This is a genomic window from Streptacidiphilus sp. MAP12-20 (genome assembly GCF_041262525.1).
GTDB lineage: Bacteria > Actinomycetota > Actinomycetes > Streptomycetales > Streptomycetaceae > Streptacidiphilus.
Genome location: NZ_JBGCCK010000013.1, coordinates 212,242 through 227,125, shown reverse-complemented (window position 1 = coordinate 227,125; position 14,884 = coordinate 212,242). Strand labels below are relative to the sequence as shown.

At 71.3% G+C, this 14,884-nt stretch carries 14 protein-coding genes; 10 read left to right on the top strand and 4 right to left on the bottom strand.

Going from position 1 to position 14,884, the window contains the following annotated elements; translation table 11 throughout:
• Window positions 1-394: 394 nt before the first annotated feature.
• The 5 genes from ABIA32_RS19945 to ABIA32_RS19925 all read left to right on the top strand — a co-directional run bounded on the left by ABIA32_RS19945 (window position 395) and on the right by ABIA32_RS19925 (window position 5,310).
• Window positions 395-1,225, top strand: coding sequence for an ATP-binding cassette domain-containing protein (locus ABIA32_RS19945; RefSeq protein ID WP_370096978.1), 831 nt, complete (start codon window positions 395-397; stop codon window positions 1,223-1,225).
• Complete coding sequence (locus tag ABIA32_RS19940; protein ID WP_370096976.1) at window positions 1,222-1,911, top strand: hypothetical protein; 690 nt, start codon at window positions 1,222-1,224, stop codon at window positions 1,909-1,911. The genes ABIA32_RS19945 and ABIA32_RS19940 overlap by 4 nt, the downstream gene beginning before the upstream one ends.
• 276 nt (window positions 1,912-2,187) lie before the next feature.
• Window positions 2,188-3,102 carry a hypothetical protein gene (locus tag ABIA32_RS19935; protein ID WP_370096974.1) on the top strand — a complete coding sequence of 305 codons (915 nt, stop codon included), beginning with the start codon at window positions 2,188-2,190 and terminating at the stop codon, window positions 3,100-3,102.
• Entirely contained in the window at window positions 3,095-3,736 is a 642-nt protein-coding gene (locus tag ABIA32_RS19930) for a class F sortase (RefSeq protein ID WP_370096972.1), read from the top strand. The genes ABIA32_RS19935 and ABIA32_RS19930 overlap by 8 nt, the downstream gene beginning before the upstream one ends.
• A 203-nt stretch (window positions 3,737-3,939) precedes the next feature.
• Window positions 3,940-5,310 carry a S8 family serine peptidase gene (locus tag ABIA32_RS19925; protein WP_370096970.1) on the top strand — a complete coding sequence of 457 codons (1,371 nt, stop codon included), beginning with the start codon at window positions 3,940-3,942 and terminating at the stop codon, window positions 5,308-5,310.
• A 126-nt stretch (window positions 5,311-5,436) separates the two neighbouring features.
• Here the strand turns inward: ABIA32_RS19925 and ABIA32_RS19920 are convergent, their stop codons facing one another.
• From ABIA32_RS19920 to ABIA32_RS19910, 3 genes are all read right to left on the bottom strand, one after another.
• Window positions 5,437-5,913 (bottom strand): class F sortase, encoded by a 477-nt coding sequence (locus tag ABIA32_RS19920; protein ID WP_370096968.1) that lies wholly within the window; start codon window positions 5,911-5,913, stop codon window positions 5,437-5,439.
• 247 nt (window positions 5,914-6,160) lie between these two features.
• Window positions 6,161-6,664 (bottom strand): hypothetical protein, encoded by a 504-nt coding sequence (locus ABIA32_RS19915; RefSeq protein WP_370096966.1) that lies wholly within the window; start codon window positions 6,662-6,664, stop codon window positions 6,161-6,163.
• Between the two features lie 445 nt (window positions 6,665-7,109).
• A complete protein-coding gene (locus ABIA32_RS19910; RefSeq protein ID WP_370096965.1) occupies window positions 7,110-7,997 on the bottom strand; it encodes an NAD-dependent epimerase/dehydratase family protein in 888 nt (295 codons plus the stop codon).
• A 159-nt stretch (window positions 7,998-8,156) separates the two neighbouring features.
• On the opposite strand from ABIA32_RS19910, the gene ABIA32_RS19905 reads away from it, so the two are divergent.
• The 5 genes from ABIA32_RS19905 to ABIA32_RS19885 all read left to right on the top strand — a co-directional run bounded on the left by ABIA32_RS19905 (window position 8,157) and on the right by ABIA32_RS19885 (window position 14,233).
• Window positions 8,157-8,762, top strand: coding sequence for a DedA family protein (locus ABIA32_RS19905; protein ID WP_370096964.1), 606 nt, complete (start codon window positions 8,157-8,159; stop codon window positions 8,760-8,762).
• A 146-nt stretch (window positions 8,763-8,908) separates the two neighbouring features.
• The gene (locus ABIA32_RS19900; protein ID WP_370096962.1) at window positions 8,909-9,214 is read left to right on the top strand and encodes a hypothetical protein; all 306 of its coding nucleotides are present in this window, start codon (window positions 8,909-8,911) and stop codon (window positions 9,212-9,214) included.
• Window positions 9,215-9,598: 384 nt separating this feature from the next.
• On the top strand, window positions 9,599-10,963 hold the full coding sequence (locus tag ABIA32_RS19895) for a hypothetical protein (protein WP_370096960.1): 1,365 nt from the start codon (window positions 9,599-9,601) through the stop codon (window positions 10,961-10,963).
• A gap of 182 nt (window positions 10,964-11,145) precedes the next feature.
• Window positions 11,146-12,900 (top strand): ABC transporter permease, encoded by a 1,755-nt coding sequence (locus ABIA32_RS19890; protein ID WP_370096959.1) that lies wholly within the window; start codon window positions 11,146-11,148, stop codon window positions 12,898-12,900.
• 31 nt (window positions 12,901-12,931) lie between these two features.
• Entirely contained in the window at window positions 12,932-14,233 is a 1,302-nt protein-coding gene (locus tag ABIA32_RS19885) for a nitrate/sulfonate/bicarbonate ABC transporter ATP-binding protein (RefSeq protein WP_370096957.1), read from the top strand.
• A gap of 135 nt (window positions 14,234-14,368) precedes the next feature.
• On the opposite strand, the gene ABIA32_RS19880 is transcribed toward ABIA32_RS19885, so the two are convergent.
• Window positions 14,369-14,806, bottom strand: a complete 438-nt coding sequence (locus tag ABIA32_RS19880; protein ID WP_370096955.1) for a hypothetical protein — start codon at window positions 14,804-14,806, stop codon at window positions 14,369-14,371.
• Window positions 14,807-14,884 lie beyond the last annotated feature (78 nt).

Genomic DNA, 14,884 nt, shown 5'->3' with positions numbered 1-14,884 from the left:
TCGGAACGCGCCAAGGCGGCACGACGTCGGCCAGACGGCCACCAACCCGATTTTCACCCGGTCAGGGTCTGCCCGTAAGGGCTTCGGCTTGCTGACCCGGAAGCTCCCGCCCGAGCGCGCAGCGCCTCAGCCTCCACGCTGGCTGGAGTGCGCCCGCTGCGCTGATCCAGTGTCAGAAGCCGGCATCTGCCGGGTCTGTGCGGGCCTCGAGGCGAGATCCGTCGGGGTGGGTGGTGGGGCCGAGGCGACTGCGCGTGGCGCGGCGAGGGCCAGAGAGGCGCTGCGTCGGGCCGCGCGCGTGGGCCCGGTCAGACCCGTGGTGCGGGCATGACGCGGCCGTCGCCTGCGCCGCGCGCTTACGCTGACGAGATCCCGCCGTCAGTAGGGTGCGAGCGTGCGACTTGACGGGGTGGGTAAGCGGTACGGGCCGCGTGGTTCGTGGGTGGTGCGGGAGGTCGGCGTCGAGTTGCCGCCCGGGGTGCTGGTCCGGGCGTCTGGCGGGAACGGCAGCGGGAAGTCGACCCTGCTGCGGATCCTCGCCGGGGTGACCCGTCCCAGCCGCGGCCGCGTGCTCGACGGCTACGCCCGGCGGGCGTACGTCCCCGAGCGCTTCGCGCCGGGGCTGCCGTTCAGCGCGCGCCTCTATCTGGAACACCTGGGCCGCCTGCACGGCCTGCGCGGGCACGCGCCCGCGCGTCGCGCGGGGGAGGTGCTGGAGCGCTTCGGCGCGGCCGGCTTCGCGGACCGGCCGCTGCGGGAGCTGTCCAAGGGCAGTTGCCAGAAGGTCGCTGTCGCCCAGGCGGTGCTCGGTGAGCCCGAGTTGGTGGTGCTGGACGAGGCCTGGACCGGACTGGACCAGGCCGCGCGCCAGACATTGGACGAGGTGGTGGCGGAGCAATTGGCGGCCGGGACGGCCGTCGTCTTCGTGGACCACGACCCGACCCGGCTGGGCGGATGGGCCGCTGCGCACTGGACCTTCGCCGACGGGCGGGTGCACGCGGCGGAACCTGGCGCGGGCCTCGACGGCGAGGGGCCGCCGCTGCGCATCGCGCTGCGTGGCGTCGCGGCGTCGGCGCTGCCGGAGCTGTCACAGCTGCGCGGCGTGCTGGCGGCGCGTGCGGAGGAGGACGAGCGGGTTGTGGTGACGGTGAGTCAGAAATGCTCGGATGAGCTGCTGCGGGCGGTGCTGGCCGATCCGGCGGTGCATGTCGAGGAGGTCCGATGACCGCCTCCGCCGTCGGCCGGGGGCGGGTGACGCAGGGCAGGGTCTCGGCCCTGCTTCGCTACCAGCTGTCGCTGCTGCTGCGCTCGCAGCGCTGGCTGCCGCCGGTGCTGTTCTATGCGCTGCTGCTGGTGGCGGGGTGGTTCGGCGGTCAGCAGTACGGGGACTCGCTCGGCTGGTGCGCCGGGATGCTCGTCCCGGTCTGCGCCTGGCTGACCAGGACCGCGACCAGCGCCGAGCCGGACGCCGCCCGTTCCGTCGTCGCCGCCGCGGTCGGCGCGCGGACGGCCAGGGGCGCGATGCTCGCGGTCGCGCTCGGCTGCGGGCTGCTGCTCGGCGCGGTGGGCGGGGCGTTCGAGGTGGCGACCAGCTCGGCGCCGATCGGCCCGCACGCGCCGATCGCGACGATCGTCCAGGACGGGCTCGTCGCGGTGCTGGTGGGCGTGCTGGCGGGAACCGCGTTGGGCGCGCTGCCGATCCGCGGCCGGGCCGCAGGGGCGCTCGCGCTGACGGCGGGATCACTGGGGCTGCTGGTCCTGGCCGGTTCGCCGGTGAACGCCGCGGTGCGGCAGACGTTCACCTCGGGTCAGCTCTACGCCGTGACCTCGCTGCCCTGGCTCGCGCTCGTCGAGGCGGTTGCGCTGTTGGCCGTCTGCGCGGTGGTCGCGGTGCGCGCCGAGTCCAGCTGAGCCGCTGATGGCCTGCTTCTGGCCTACAGCTGAGCCGCTGCTGACACGGGCAAGCAGGCGGGACCAAGGTCCCTAAATTCCGTATAAGTCGGGCATGAAGGACGCATCAAAGCGCACAACATTTCCCGAGGTGGCGGGCTTGATCACCACGGCTGGGACCTTGGTCCCGGCCGACAAGAGCGCCGAAATCGGGTGAAACCGAACGTCTGGCTGGAGACCTCCTAGCTCCCGTAACACCGAGAGACGAACTCTCGGTCCTGCAAGGAGGTTCGACCCATGCGCAAGGCACTCATCGTCCCGATGATCGCACTCGCCGCATCCACCGCGATCGCCGCTCCGACGGTCGCCTTCGCGGCCGACGGGGCGTCCGCGCCCACCTCGGCCTCCGCGTCCACCGACGCGCAGCGCTCGATGCAGCTCTCGCTGTCGAGCTCCTCCGCCAAGGCGGGCGAGAAGATCCAGATCACCGCCCGCACCAGTGGCCTGGCCACCCAGGTCAACGTCTCCTCCAAGGCCCTGAGCGACGTGACCGTGCACCACGGCAAGGGCAACATCTGGACCGGCACCGCCACCGTGGCCAAGGTCGACGCCGGCGGCTACGGCGTGAGCGGCGTCGCCGTCATCGACGGCCACAAGGTCGACACCAGCGCCCAGCTGACCGTCACCGCCGACAAGCCCAAGCCCCCCGTGAGTGCGACCTTCACCATGTCGAAGGAGAACGGCGCCGTCGGCGAGAAAGTCGGGTTCACCGTCAAGAACGCCAAGGGCCCGGTCACCGTCGCCTCCGACGCCTTCGGCGGCACCGTTCACCTGGTCCAGGACCGCAGCGCCGACGGCACCTGGCACGGCGAGGGCACGGTCTCGAAGAACGGCAAGCTCGGCTACTACGGCGTCAAGGCCTACGACGGCAAGACCCTCATCGACACCCTGAAGTTCACCGTCAGCGAGGGCCGGCAGCACGACAAGGACAAGCCCAAGCCGAAGCCGACCCCCGTCAACCCCAACCAGCACAAGACCCCGAAGGGCAGCGTCAACACCGGCATGGCCCCGGTCGGTGAGACCAACGGCACCGGTAGCGGCAACGGCACCGGTCTCGCCATCGGCGCGGGCGCCGCGCTCGCCGGTGTCGGCATGCTCGGCGGCAGCCGCGCACTGACGAACCGTCGTCGGGACGGCCGCAGCAATGGCTGATGTTCGCGTCCACCACGCTCGCCAGGGCCGTCGCGCGGGTTGCACCGCAGCGCGCGCGGCGGTCCTGGGGGTGGCCACCGCGCTGACCGTCGGACTCGCGGCGGGCTGCGGCGGATCCCACGACGCCAGATCCCACGACGCCGGTGCGATCACCGCGGTCTCGACGCTGAACGCCTCGGTCCCGGATCGGATCAGCATTCCGTCGATCAAGGTCGACGCCTCCCTCGACACCATCGGTCTGGACGCTCACGGCGCCTTGGAGACACCACCGTTCGACAAGCCGACGGAGGCGAGCTGGTTCAAGGACGGTCCCACCCCCGGTGAGCAGGGCGCCGCGATCATCGCGGGGCACATGGACACCGCAGAGGTCGCCAAGGCCGTCTTCTACAACCTCAAGCAGCTCAAGAAGAACCAGGAGATCGACGTCCACCGGGCCGACGGCACGACCGCGGTCTTCGTGGTGGACGAGGTCGACACCTTCAAGAAGGACGCCTTCCCCGACCGACACGTCTACGGGAAGACGAACGACGCCCAGCTCCGGCTGATCACCTGCGGCGGGAATCTGACGAAGGACCGTCACTGGGACTCCAACGTCGTGGTCTTCGCCCATCTCCAGGGCAAGCAGAGCGCTTAGGGACTGTCCAGGGGCGCAGGGGTGGTGGACGGCCCGCGAGAAATGTCACCCCGTCCAGGGGTGCCATACCCGCCATTCGGGGGTGGTGGACCTCCTTGACCGTACGCGAGCATCGAGCGCATTGCCGCGGCAGTCGCCGCGCTTCGCACGCCGGGCCCGAACGTCGGTCCGCCTGCCCCGCGCAGCTGAGCATGAGGAGAACCATGGGACGCCCCCTCGTCCGTTCCCGCTCCACCCGGGCCGCCGCTGCGGTCACCGCGGGAGCCGCAGCGCTGCTGGCCTTCTCGGCGGGCGCCCCCGGCACGGCCGTCGCCTCGGGGGCGACGGCAGCCGACGCGCTGCCGAAGCCGGTGCCGGCCGCTGCGGGCCACCTGCTGGCGTCGGGACTGCCCGCGGTGCTGCCGACCAGCACCTGCCTGGCCGTCAAGAAGATCCGCTGCTACACCCCGCTCCAGTACCGCAAGGCCTACAACCTGGCCCCGCTCTACAAGGCGGGCATCACCGGCAAGGGCCGGACGATCCTGATCGTCGACTCCTTCGGCTCGCCGACGATCCAGCGCGACCTGAACACCTTCGACAAGCAGTTCGGCCTGCCGGACACGCGGGTCTCCGTGGTGAAGTGGGGCAAGGTTCCGCCGTTCAACCCCAAGAGCGCGGACCAGACCGGCTGGGCCGGCGAGACCACGCTGGACGTCGAGTACGCCCACGCGATCGCCCCTGGCGCGAAGATCGTCCTGATCGAGACCGGCGTCTCCGAGACCGAGGGCACGCAGGGCTTCCCGGAGATGATGGGCGCCGAGAAGTACGCGATCGACCACAACTGGGGCGACGTCATCTCGCAGAGCTTCGGCGCCACCGAGAACACCTTCCCCGGCTTCGGCACGAACGGCACGCAGTCGCTGCAGAAGCTGCGCTTCGCCTTCGCCGCCGCGGCCCAGAAGGGCGTGACGGTTCTCGGCGCTTCGGGCGACGCGGGTGCGACGGACGGGACGCTCGACAACAAGCTCTACCCCTACAAGGTCAACTCCTGGCCCTCCTCCGACCCGTTGGTGACCTCCATCGGCGGCACCCGGCTGACTCTCGACGACAGCGGTCGGCGCACCGCGCCTGACGTCGTCTGGAACGACGGCTACGGCGCCGGCGGCGGCGGGGTGTCCGGCGTCTTCGCCCGCCCGTCCTTCCAGAACGGCGTGGCCGGCGTCACCGGCGACCACCGTGGCACCCCGGACATCAGCATGACCGGCGCGGTCAACGGTGCGGCCTGGGTCTACCAGTCCTTCGACCCCAAGAACACCGGTTGGGGTCTGGTGGGCGGCACCAGTGAGGCGACGCCGATCTTCTCCGGCATCGTGGCCCTGGCCGACCAGAAGGCGGGCCACCGGCTCGGCCTGATCAACCCCCGCCTCTACGCGCTGGCCGAGCACGGCGCGGCCGGCCACGGCATCGTCGACGTGACGAGCGGCGACAACTCCTACGCCGGGGTCCAGGGCTACGCCGCCGGCAAGGGCTACGACCTGGCCAGCGGCTGGGGAACGATCGACGCGTCGCTCTTCGTCAGCGCGCTCGCGAAGTGACCTGACGCCCTGCTCGGGGAGCGGGGCCTCGGGGGCAGGTACCAAGATCGCCAAATGTCACGCGCGTGACATTTGGCGATCTTGATTTACGTCGGCTCAGCTCGGCCGGGCTCACCTCGGTTTAGCTCAGCGCGCCTTCCCGGCCCCGGTGAAGTGGGCGTAGACGATCACGTTGCCGTCGTAGCCGCCCTTCTTGGAGAAGCCGCCGCCGCAGGTGATCAGCCGCAGCTGCGGGGTGGTGGTCGGCCCGTAGACGGCCTGGGTCGGAAAGCCGCTCTTGCTGACGACGGTGGCCGAATCCACCTGGAACTCGGCCACGCTTCCGTCCGCACGGGTCACCTGGACGACGTCGCCCGGCCTGGCCGCGCCCAACTCGTAGAACGCGGCCTTCCCCAGCGGCAGCTTCCAGGAGTCGACGTGGGCCAGGAGCACCGACGGACCGACCTGACCCGGCGTCGCGCTGCCGTCGAACCAGACGGCCTGGCGGGCGTGGTCCTCGTCGGGGACGATCACGCTGCCGTCGGCAGCCTGACCGGTCGGGCTGACCGGCGCGTCGATGCCGATCCGCGGCATGGTGACCCGCACCGGCAGCGAGCGGTTCATCGGTGTCGGCGGAGGCGGCGTCGGCTTCGCCGAGGAGCCGTGAGCGGCCCAGCCGTTCGAAGCTACAGAGCCGTTCGACGCGGTGGCCGGGACGGACGCGGGGGCCGTCGACCAGACGGAGGACGGTTGCGGTGGCGGCGCGGGGGCGCTGGCGACGGCCTGGTAGACCATGGTGCCCCCCAGCAGGAAACCCGCGGTGGCCAGCCCGAAGAGGAACCGGCCACCGCGGGGGCGCCCGCGCCGGGGATCAGGCGCGGCCACCGGCCCGGCGACGCAGGGCGTAGGCGCCGACGCCGATGCTGCCGACCGCCAACGCGGCACCGCCCGCGACGGACGAGGTCGGGAACGCCTGCGAGGCGCCGTCACCGGTCTTGGCCCCGCCCGTGGCGGAGGTGACGACCGTGACCGAACCGGTCGACTTCGCGCCCGGGTTGTTCACGTCACAGACGACGGTGACGGTGTAGGTGCCGGCCTTGGCGCCGGAGAAGATCTGCGTCGAACCGGCCACCTCGCCCGCGCTGCCGACCGCGTCCAGCGCGGTGGTCGGGAACGCGTTCGAGTAGGCCCTGGCTATCGCGGTGGAGCTGGTGGTGATGCAGCCGGTCGCACCGATCTTGACGGTCTGGCCGGGGGCCGCGCTACCGGGGGTGACCACCACGACTCCCCCCTCGACGGCGGACGCCAGCGGCACGGAGACCGCCAGCGCCGCACCCGTGAGAGCGGTGACGGCAGCGAGACGACGAACACGCATGAGGAACTCCTTCTTCATGTGACCCCCCGGAGGGTCCAGGCACGCCTGGCACGCCACCGGACCTCCTCCGGAGCGTGGTGACCGACGGGGGGCGACCGGTCACGTTCCCAACAACATCCCGAGTTGCCGGAGCGCGCATCTTCGGGCTGCTCCGAATGAGGGACCGTCACGGTAAAACTGCTGGTCAGACAGGTGAGACGGAGTCAGCGAGGCCCATTTCGGCTCTGATGGGACGCCAGAGCGGCCCTCAGGGGACCGCTGATCGGGCGCGGCGGCATCACTCAATCAGTGGACGTATCGTCAGCTGACGATGAATCGGGCGAGGGTTCGGCGTTCGGGGCGAACGCACCTGACGCGGCGACAGAATCACGGACCCATCGCGCTGTTCGCAGAGGTCAGAGCCGTGCGGGCAGCCCCGAAGGTTGATACGTGAACGAACGTCAGGTCACGCTGGGTTGATCATTAAGCCGGTCCGCCAGGACGCCCGGCGCGGCCCCCAGCCGCGGCTCCGGGCGAGCGTGTTGCTCGCGCCGCGCTCCCAGAGTGCCGCCGGGGCATCCGAAGAGGCGTCCGACGGGGAGGGCGCCGGAGCGCCGACCGTCGCGGCGAGAACGGGTAGCCAGTCGCGGGCGGCGGCGGGTTCGTCGTCGACGATGTTGACGGGTCCGGCGGGCCAGTCCAGTGCCGCGACGACGGCGGCCGCCGCGTCGTCGACGTGGACGAAGGAGCTGACGGCCGCGTTCGCGGTCAGGCTCGCCAGGAACGGTCCGGCCGGCTCTCCCCGGAGCGCGGCCGCGACGGGTCCGTCCGGTGCGTACCAGGTCCCGGGGCCGTAGAGCAGCCCGTTGCGCAGGACCACCGCCTCCGGCAGCTCGCCCGAGATCCGCTCCAGCGTGGCGATCGCGCCGACCATCCCGCCGCGCGGCAGCGGCGCGTCCAGGTCCAGCGGCTCGTCCTCGCCTGCCGGTGCGGTCCCGCCGACGTAGGCCCAGGAAATCGACTGACTGACGATTCGGCTCACGCCGACGGCGCGGGCGGCGTCGATCAGATTGCGGGTGCCCTCGCGGCGCAGCCGGCCGTTGGCCGCGCCGTCGGCCCCGGAGAGGTCGGTCAGCTGGTGCAGCAGCGCGTCCGGCGCGGCGTCACGGACGGCCCGCCGCAGGGCGTCGGCATCCAGCGCGTCGACGCGGACCGCCTCGATGCCCAGCGCGCGCAGCCGCGTGACGCCCTCCTCGGCCCGCGCGGTCCCGACGACGTGGTGCCCGCCCTCCAGCAGGAGCGGCACCAGACGCCGACCGATCGCGCCGCCCGCGCCTGCCAGAAAGATCCGCATCTCCGCCCCCGCTCCGTCCGACTTCCCGTTCCCGTTCGCGTTCCTGTTCGCGTTCCCGTTCGTGATCCTGTTGATCAAGGTCAGCCTAGTCGGACGCGTACGACGGCCGGTTGCCGCGCCTTACCCCGGCGGGACGCGGCTGCGCGCAGACTGGGGGGCATGGGAACGATCACCAACTGGCTTGCGAGCCTCTCCGGGCCCGTCGTGTACGCGGTCGTCGGGGCGCTGGTCTTCTGCGAGGACGCGATTTTCGTCGGCTTCGTGCTGCCGGGCGAGACCGCCGCGGTCCTGGGCGGGGTGCTGGCGAACCAGGGGCACGTCTCCATCGGGATCATGCTGGCGGTCGTGGTGTGCGCGGCGATCGCCGGGGACAGCGTCGGCTACGAGATCGGACACCATTTCGGCGACCGGATCCTTGAGATCAGGCCGCTGCGTCGGCACCGGGAGCGGCTGGGCAAGGCGCAGGACATGATCCGTGACCGTGGCGCCGCTGCTGTCTTCTTCGGGCGCTTCATCGCCTTCTTCCGGGCGGTGATGCCCGCGCTGGCCGGTATCTCGCACATGCCCTACCGCAGGTTCCTGCTGTTCAACGCGATGGGCGGGCTCTGCTGGGGGATCGGCTTCACGCTGCTGGGGTACTTCGCCGGGCAGGCGTACAAGCGGGTCGAGGCGCAGGTCGGACAGGTCCTGGCGGTGGTGATCGCGGTGATCGTGCTCGCCGCGGTGGGAACCTGGCTCTGGCGGCGGCACCGCCGCGAAAGCTGAGCCGGCAGTCGGGGGAAGAGCGGGGATTTCATGATCGCTAAATGCTTCACGTGAAACATTCAGCGATCTTGATTCGCGGCTATCGTGGAAGCTGAGGGGGGACCTTCTTCGGAGGCCATGAGTCCCGGGAGTCCCAGGAGTCCAGGATGAGCACTCGCCACCACTACCATCTCGACCTCGACGGCCACTCCGTCTCGCTCGACCTGCGCACCGGCTTCAGCTGGCGCACCGAGGACATGATCCTCCTGGTCGACGGCAAGGAGGTTGGGTACCACCACCAGCGCGGCACCGGCACCACGGTGCTGGAGGCCGAGCTGCCCGGAGATCCGCCGACCCCGCTCAGCGTCCGGGTCGACCACCCGCACCATGGCGGGCACCGGCCGCACGCCCCCGTCTGCACCCTGCTCAGCAACGGCCGCCGGCTGCCGATGCCGGAGAGCGTCCTCGCCTGAGGCATCCGCCCGCCTGATCGCCTCCGCTTCGGCATCGGTGCCAACAAGTCGTCAAGAAGCGGCGTTCGCACGCTAAGAGAGCGTTAGGACGCCGCTGCGTGCTGCCGTCTCGCAGGAGAGTGAGCCCCGAGGTCGAGAGGCCGCATCGGGAAGAAGGCGTCAGCGGGGATGACTACGGTCGGGGAACGGGCTCGGGCAGCGGCGCGCACGGCAGCGAAGCACACGGCCGCCGAGTCGGGGGAAGCAGGGGGAACAGGCGGAACAGGGGGAAGGGGACACGGGCCCGACCGCGGCGGACCGTCGACGCGGATCACGTCCGCCGGTCTGTTCCGCGGCCGGATCCGGGCAGTCCTCCCGCACGGGCCACTCACCGTCCCGGCGCGGGTGCGCTGGGCGACAGCGGGCTGCGCGCTGCTGGCGTTGCTGCTCGGCGCGGTGCTGACCGGCGCGGTCACCGGCGCGCAGAGCAACTGGGACGTCATCACCCGGCACCAGGCGCCGCAGGTCACCGACGCGGGCGGCCTCTACCAGGCACTGACGGACCTCGACGCCCAGGCCGCGAACCAGCTGATGTTCGGCAACGACCCGAAGCTGACGCGGAACCTCGCCACCGCCAGGCAGCAGTACACCCAGGACCGCGCCACCGCCGACCACGACCTCCAACAGGCCACCCTCGACGCCGCCGGCAACACCGAGGCGCAGGCCGCGCTCGCCCGCGTCCTCGACGATATGGGCAGCTACCAGGACCTGGCCGGTCGCGCCCTGGAGCTGAACTCCCACGCCCACGCGGCGGCCGGCGCTCCGGACCCGTCCGCGCTGGCCGACTACCGCCAGGCGACCGACCTGATGCGCCAGCAACTGCTGCCCTCCGCCGAACAGCTGCTCAAGGCGAACGACGGCGCCTTCGAGCAGAGCTACACCTCCGAGCGCGCCGCCCTCGGCACCGCGGGGACCTGGCTGCTGCTGCTCGGCGGCGGAGCGCTGATCGCGCTGGTCGGCCTCCAGGTCTGGCTCGCGCTGCGGTTCCGGCGGATCGTCAACCCGGCGCTGGCGGCGGCGACGCTGCTGACCGTCGCGCTGCTGGGCATGGCGGGTTCCTTCCTCTCCGGCGAGGGGCAGGACCTGAAGACGGCGCGCAAGGACGCCTTCGACTCCGTGGTGGCGCTCACCCACGCCCGCGCGGTCGTCTACGACTCGAACGCCGCGGAGAGCCGCTACGTGCTGGACGCGGCCCAGCGGCCCGCGTACGAGTCGGCCTTCCAGACGGACTCGGACCAGATCCTGAAGCTGCAGGGCGTCAGCCTGTCCGGCTACGACAGCGCCCTGGCCCAGAGCATCGCCGCGTACCAGCAGGACCGCACGCAGATACATTTCACCGGCTTCTACGGTGACGAGTTCCGCAACATCACCTTCGGCGGCGAACGCGCGGCCGCCGAGAAGACTCTGCTCGCCTACCAGGCGTACCAGCTGGACGACCGCAAGATCCGCGCCCTGGTCTCGGCCGGGAAGCTGGAAGAGGCGATCGCCTACTGCACCAGCCTCGCCCCGGGCGGCTCCAATGCGGACTTCAACGCCCACGACGCCGCGCTGCAGTCGCTGATCGCGATCAACGAGAACGCGTACGAGAGCGCGGCGAAGGTCGGCGCGCAGCGGGCCGGCTCCGAGCTGTGGCTGCTCGCCGGCGGCGCGGTCCTCGTCGCCGTCCTCGTCGGCGTCGGCGCCCGGCCCCGCCTGCGCGAGTTCCGCTGACGCGCCGCCCACTCCGCACCGAGCCGCCCGTCACCCGCTCCGCACCGAGCAGCCCCCGTCACCCGCTCGCCCGCCTTCACCCGCTCGCCCGCCGTCACCCGTTCGTCCGTGTCGGGCGGCGGGCGGACCGTGCGGCTGTTTGAGTGGCTGCGGAGGCAGGATTCCGCGGCGGAGGAGCGCAGGTGGCGGGTGAGGGAGGGTTCCCGTCGACCGGGGGTGAGCCGGGTTCCGGCGCCTGGCGGCGCGTCGGCACGCGCTGGGTGGACCTGATCGTCGCCGCCGCGCTGGTGGCTCTGCTCTACGGGCTGCTGCGGCTCGCGCCGGGGCTGAACGCCCCGTTCCTGCCGAGTACCGCGCCGTCCCAGGTGTCCACCGACCCGGCGAATCTGCCGTATTACGCGGTCCGTTCGCTGCTGCGGATGTTCGCGGCGCTCGTCGCCTCCGTCCTCTTCACCTTCGTCTACGCCACCGCTGCCGCCCGCTTGCGGCGGACGGAGAAGGTGCTGCTGCCGATCCTGGACATCCTGCAGTCCGTGCCGGTGCTGGGCTTCCTCTCGGTCACGGTCACCGCGTTCATCAACCTTTTCCCCGGCTCGGAGCTCGGGCTGGAGTGCGCCTCGGTGTTCGCCATCTTCACCGCGATGGCCTGGAACATGACCTTCGCCTTCTACTACGCGCTGGTCTCCCAGCCGCGTGAGCTGGACGAGGCGGCGCGGGTGATGCGGCTGACCAAGTGGCAGCGCTTCTGGCGACTGGACGTGCCCAGCGGCATGATCCCGCTGATCTGGAACGGGATGATGAGCTTCGGCGGGGCCTGGTTCTTCCTGGCCGCGTCCGAGTCGATCAGCGTGCTCAACCAGCACTACGCCCTGCCCGGCATCGGCTCCTACGCGGCCGCGGCGATCAGCAAGGGCAGCCTCGGCGAGGTCGGCATCGCCATCGGCGTCATGATCGTCATGGTGATCGGCGTCAACGTGCTCTTCTGGCGGCCGATGACCGCCTGGTCCGAGCGGTTCCGGGTGGAGGAGTCCGAATCCGCCGAGCGTCCGCGTAGCGTGGTGCTGGACCTGCTGCGGCGCAGCAGCGTGCCGAGCCTGATCGGGCGGCCACTGAAGCCGGTCGGCCGCGCGCTCGACCGGGCGGCGCGGCCCTTCGGGCTGGCCGAGCACCCGCTGGCGCGGCCCGTCGCGCGCGAGCGGACCGGGGACGTCTTCTTGGCGGGCGTGGTCACCGCGCTGGTGGTCTGGGGCGCCTGGCAGGCGCTGCGCTACGTGCAGTCGACGGTCGGGTTGGCCGAGTTCGGGCACGCCCTCGCGCTCGGCGGGGCGACCTTCGGGCGGGTGCTGGTGCTGCTGGCGTTCGCCACGGTGATCTGGGTGCCGATCGGGGTCTGGATCGGGATGGACCCCAAGGTGACCCGCTTCGCCCAGCCCATCGTCCAGGTGCTGGCCAGCTTCCCGGCCAACTTCATCTTCCCCTTCGCCACGGCGGCCTTCGTCGCGCTCGGGATCTCGCTCAACATCGGCGCGATCCTGCTGATGGCGCTGGGCGCGCAGTGGTACATCCTCTTCAACGTCATCGCCGGGGCCTCGGCCATCCCGTCGGACCTGCGCGAGGCGATGACCGGCTTCCGCGTCGGCGGCTGGCTGCGCTGGAAGTCCTTCGTCCTGCCGGCGATCTTCCCCTACTACGTCACCGGCGGGATCACCGCGGCGGGCGGCGCGTGGAACGCCTCGATCGTCGCCGAGGTCGTCTCCTACGGCAACCACCACCTGGAGGCCACCGGCCTCGGCTCGTACATCGCGGAGGCGACGGGAGCCGGCGACTTCCCGAAGATCCTGGTCGGCATCAGCGTCATGAGCATCTACGTCGTCGCCCTGAACCGGCTGCTGTGGCGACGCCTGTACCGCCTGGCCGAGACCCGCTACGCGCTCTGAGTCACTGATCACACAGAGAGGGCTCTGCTCGATGGACCGAACCGTCATCGTCGACGCCGAGGACGTCACCAAGACCTTCACCACGCCGGACGGGCGAGCCCTGCCGGTGCTGGAGGGAGTCGGGCTGACGCTGGTCGAGGGCGAGATCGTGGCCCTGCTGGGCAAGTCGGGTTCGGGCAAGTCGACGCTGCTGCGCTGCCTGGCCGGACTGATCTCCCCCTCGCAGGGCACCGTCCGCTACCGGGGCGATGTGCTGAACGGGGCCAACCCGGGCGTGGCGATGGTCTTCCAGTCCTTCGCCCTGCTGCCGTGGCTGACGGTGCAACAGAACGTGGAGCTGAGCCTTCAGGCGCGGGGGGTGGGGGAGGAGGAGCGGTCGGAGCGGGCACTCAAGGCGATCGACCTGATCGGACTGGACGGCTTCGAGGGCGCCTACCCGAAGGAGCTGAGCGGCGGCATGCGGCAGCGGGTCGGCTTCGCACGGGCACTGGTCGTCGAGCCGGACGCGCTCTTCATGGACGAGCCCTTCTCCGCGCTGGACGTGCTGACGGCGGAGAACCTGCGAGGCGAACTGGTCGGCCTGTGGGAGGGGCACGAGGCCCCGGTGAAGTCGATCCTCATCGTCACGCACAACATCGAGGAGGCGGTGCTCCTCGCGGACCGGATCCTGGTGCTCTCCTCGAACCCCGGCCGGATCAAGGCGGAGCTGACGGTCTCCCTGGTGCGGCCGAGGGACCGGCAGACAGCCGGCTTCGAGGAGCTGGTCGACACCGTCTACGGCATCCTCACCGGCCGTGACGAACCACCCGCCGCGCCCTCGGCGGCGCAGCGGCCGGCGCCGCCGGCCTCGCCGACGAGCGCGCCGCTGCCGGATGTGAGCGTGGGCGGGATGGCCGGTCTGCTGGAGATCCTCATCGCGCGCGGCGGCGAGGACGGCCTGGCGGAGATCGCCGACGAGCTGAGCTTCGAGGTGGACGACCTGCTCCCGCTGGTCGACGCGGTCACCATGCTGGGCCTTGCGCGCACGACCGGTCCGCGGATCGCGGTGACGGACGCGGGCCGCGAGTTCTCCGCGGCGGACATCCTGACCAGCAAGCAGTTGTTCGCGAGCTATGCGGAGCGGAACGCGCCGCTGGTCCGGACGATCGTCTCGTCCCTGACGGCGACGGACGATCACACGCTCCGCGAGGGCTTCTTCCTGGACCTGCTGCGCCGGGGCTTCTCGAACGAGGAGGCGCGCAGCCAGCTGGAGACGGCGATCGACTGGGGGCGCTACGCGGAGCTCTACGAGTACGACCGCGACGACGGACGGTTCACGTTGGAGACGGCGTAAGCCGTCGGGGGCGCGAGGCTCTGCTCGATGAACTGCGTGCGCGACAAGCCACTGGGGTGGTGTGTCCCCGAACGAGCAGGGCCATCCGCGCAGGGTGGTTTCTCGCGCAGTTCCCCGCGCCTCTCATGGTTGCTGTCAGTGCGCCAGGGCGACGCCGCGGCCGCGGGCGTGGCGGTAGATGCCGAGGCGGGTGAGGACGCTGGGCTGCTCGGTCGGGGCGAAGATTTCGTCCGATGCGCTCGCTGTGGCGTCGACGGCCTCCGCCAGGGACTCCGCGCGGACGGCGACCGGCTGGACCGTGACCGGCGCGACCTCCGCGCTCAGCGCCTCCGCGACGACGTCGTCCAGCTTCGCGCAGGCGCGCTGCTCCCACTCGTGGGCCAGCTCGGGGCAGGGCCGCGTGCGGTAGAGCAGCTCGCCGCCGGCCGGGGACCAGGCGAGGACCGGTACGAGAACCGCGTGCTGCCGACGGGCCTCCGCCGCGGCGCGGCGCAGCTGGGCGCGGCCCTTCGCGGAGTCGCGGACACCGACGATGACGCGGGCGGTCACTGCTGCTGTGGCGGTCTCGGACATGGCGTATCGGTTCTTTCCGTGAATCACAGGCCCTGGCGGCCCGTATGCCTTCACATTACCCGCTCTCTGGCCAACTTC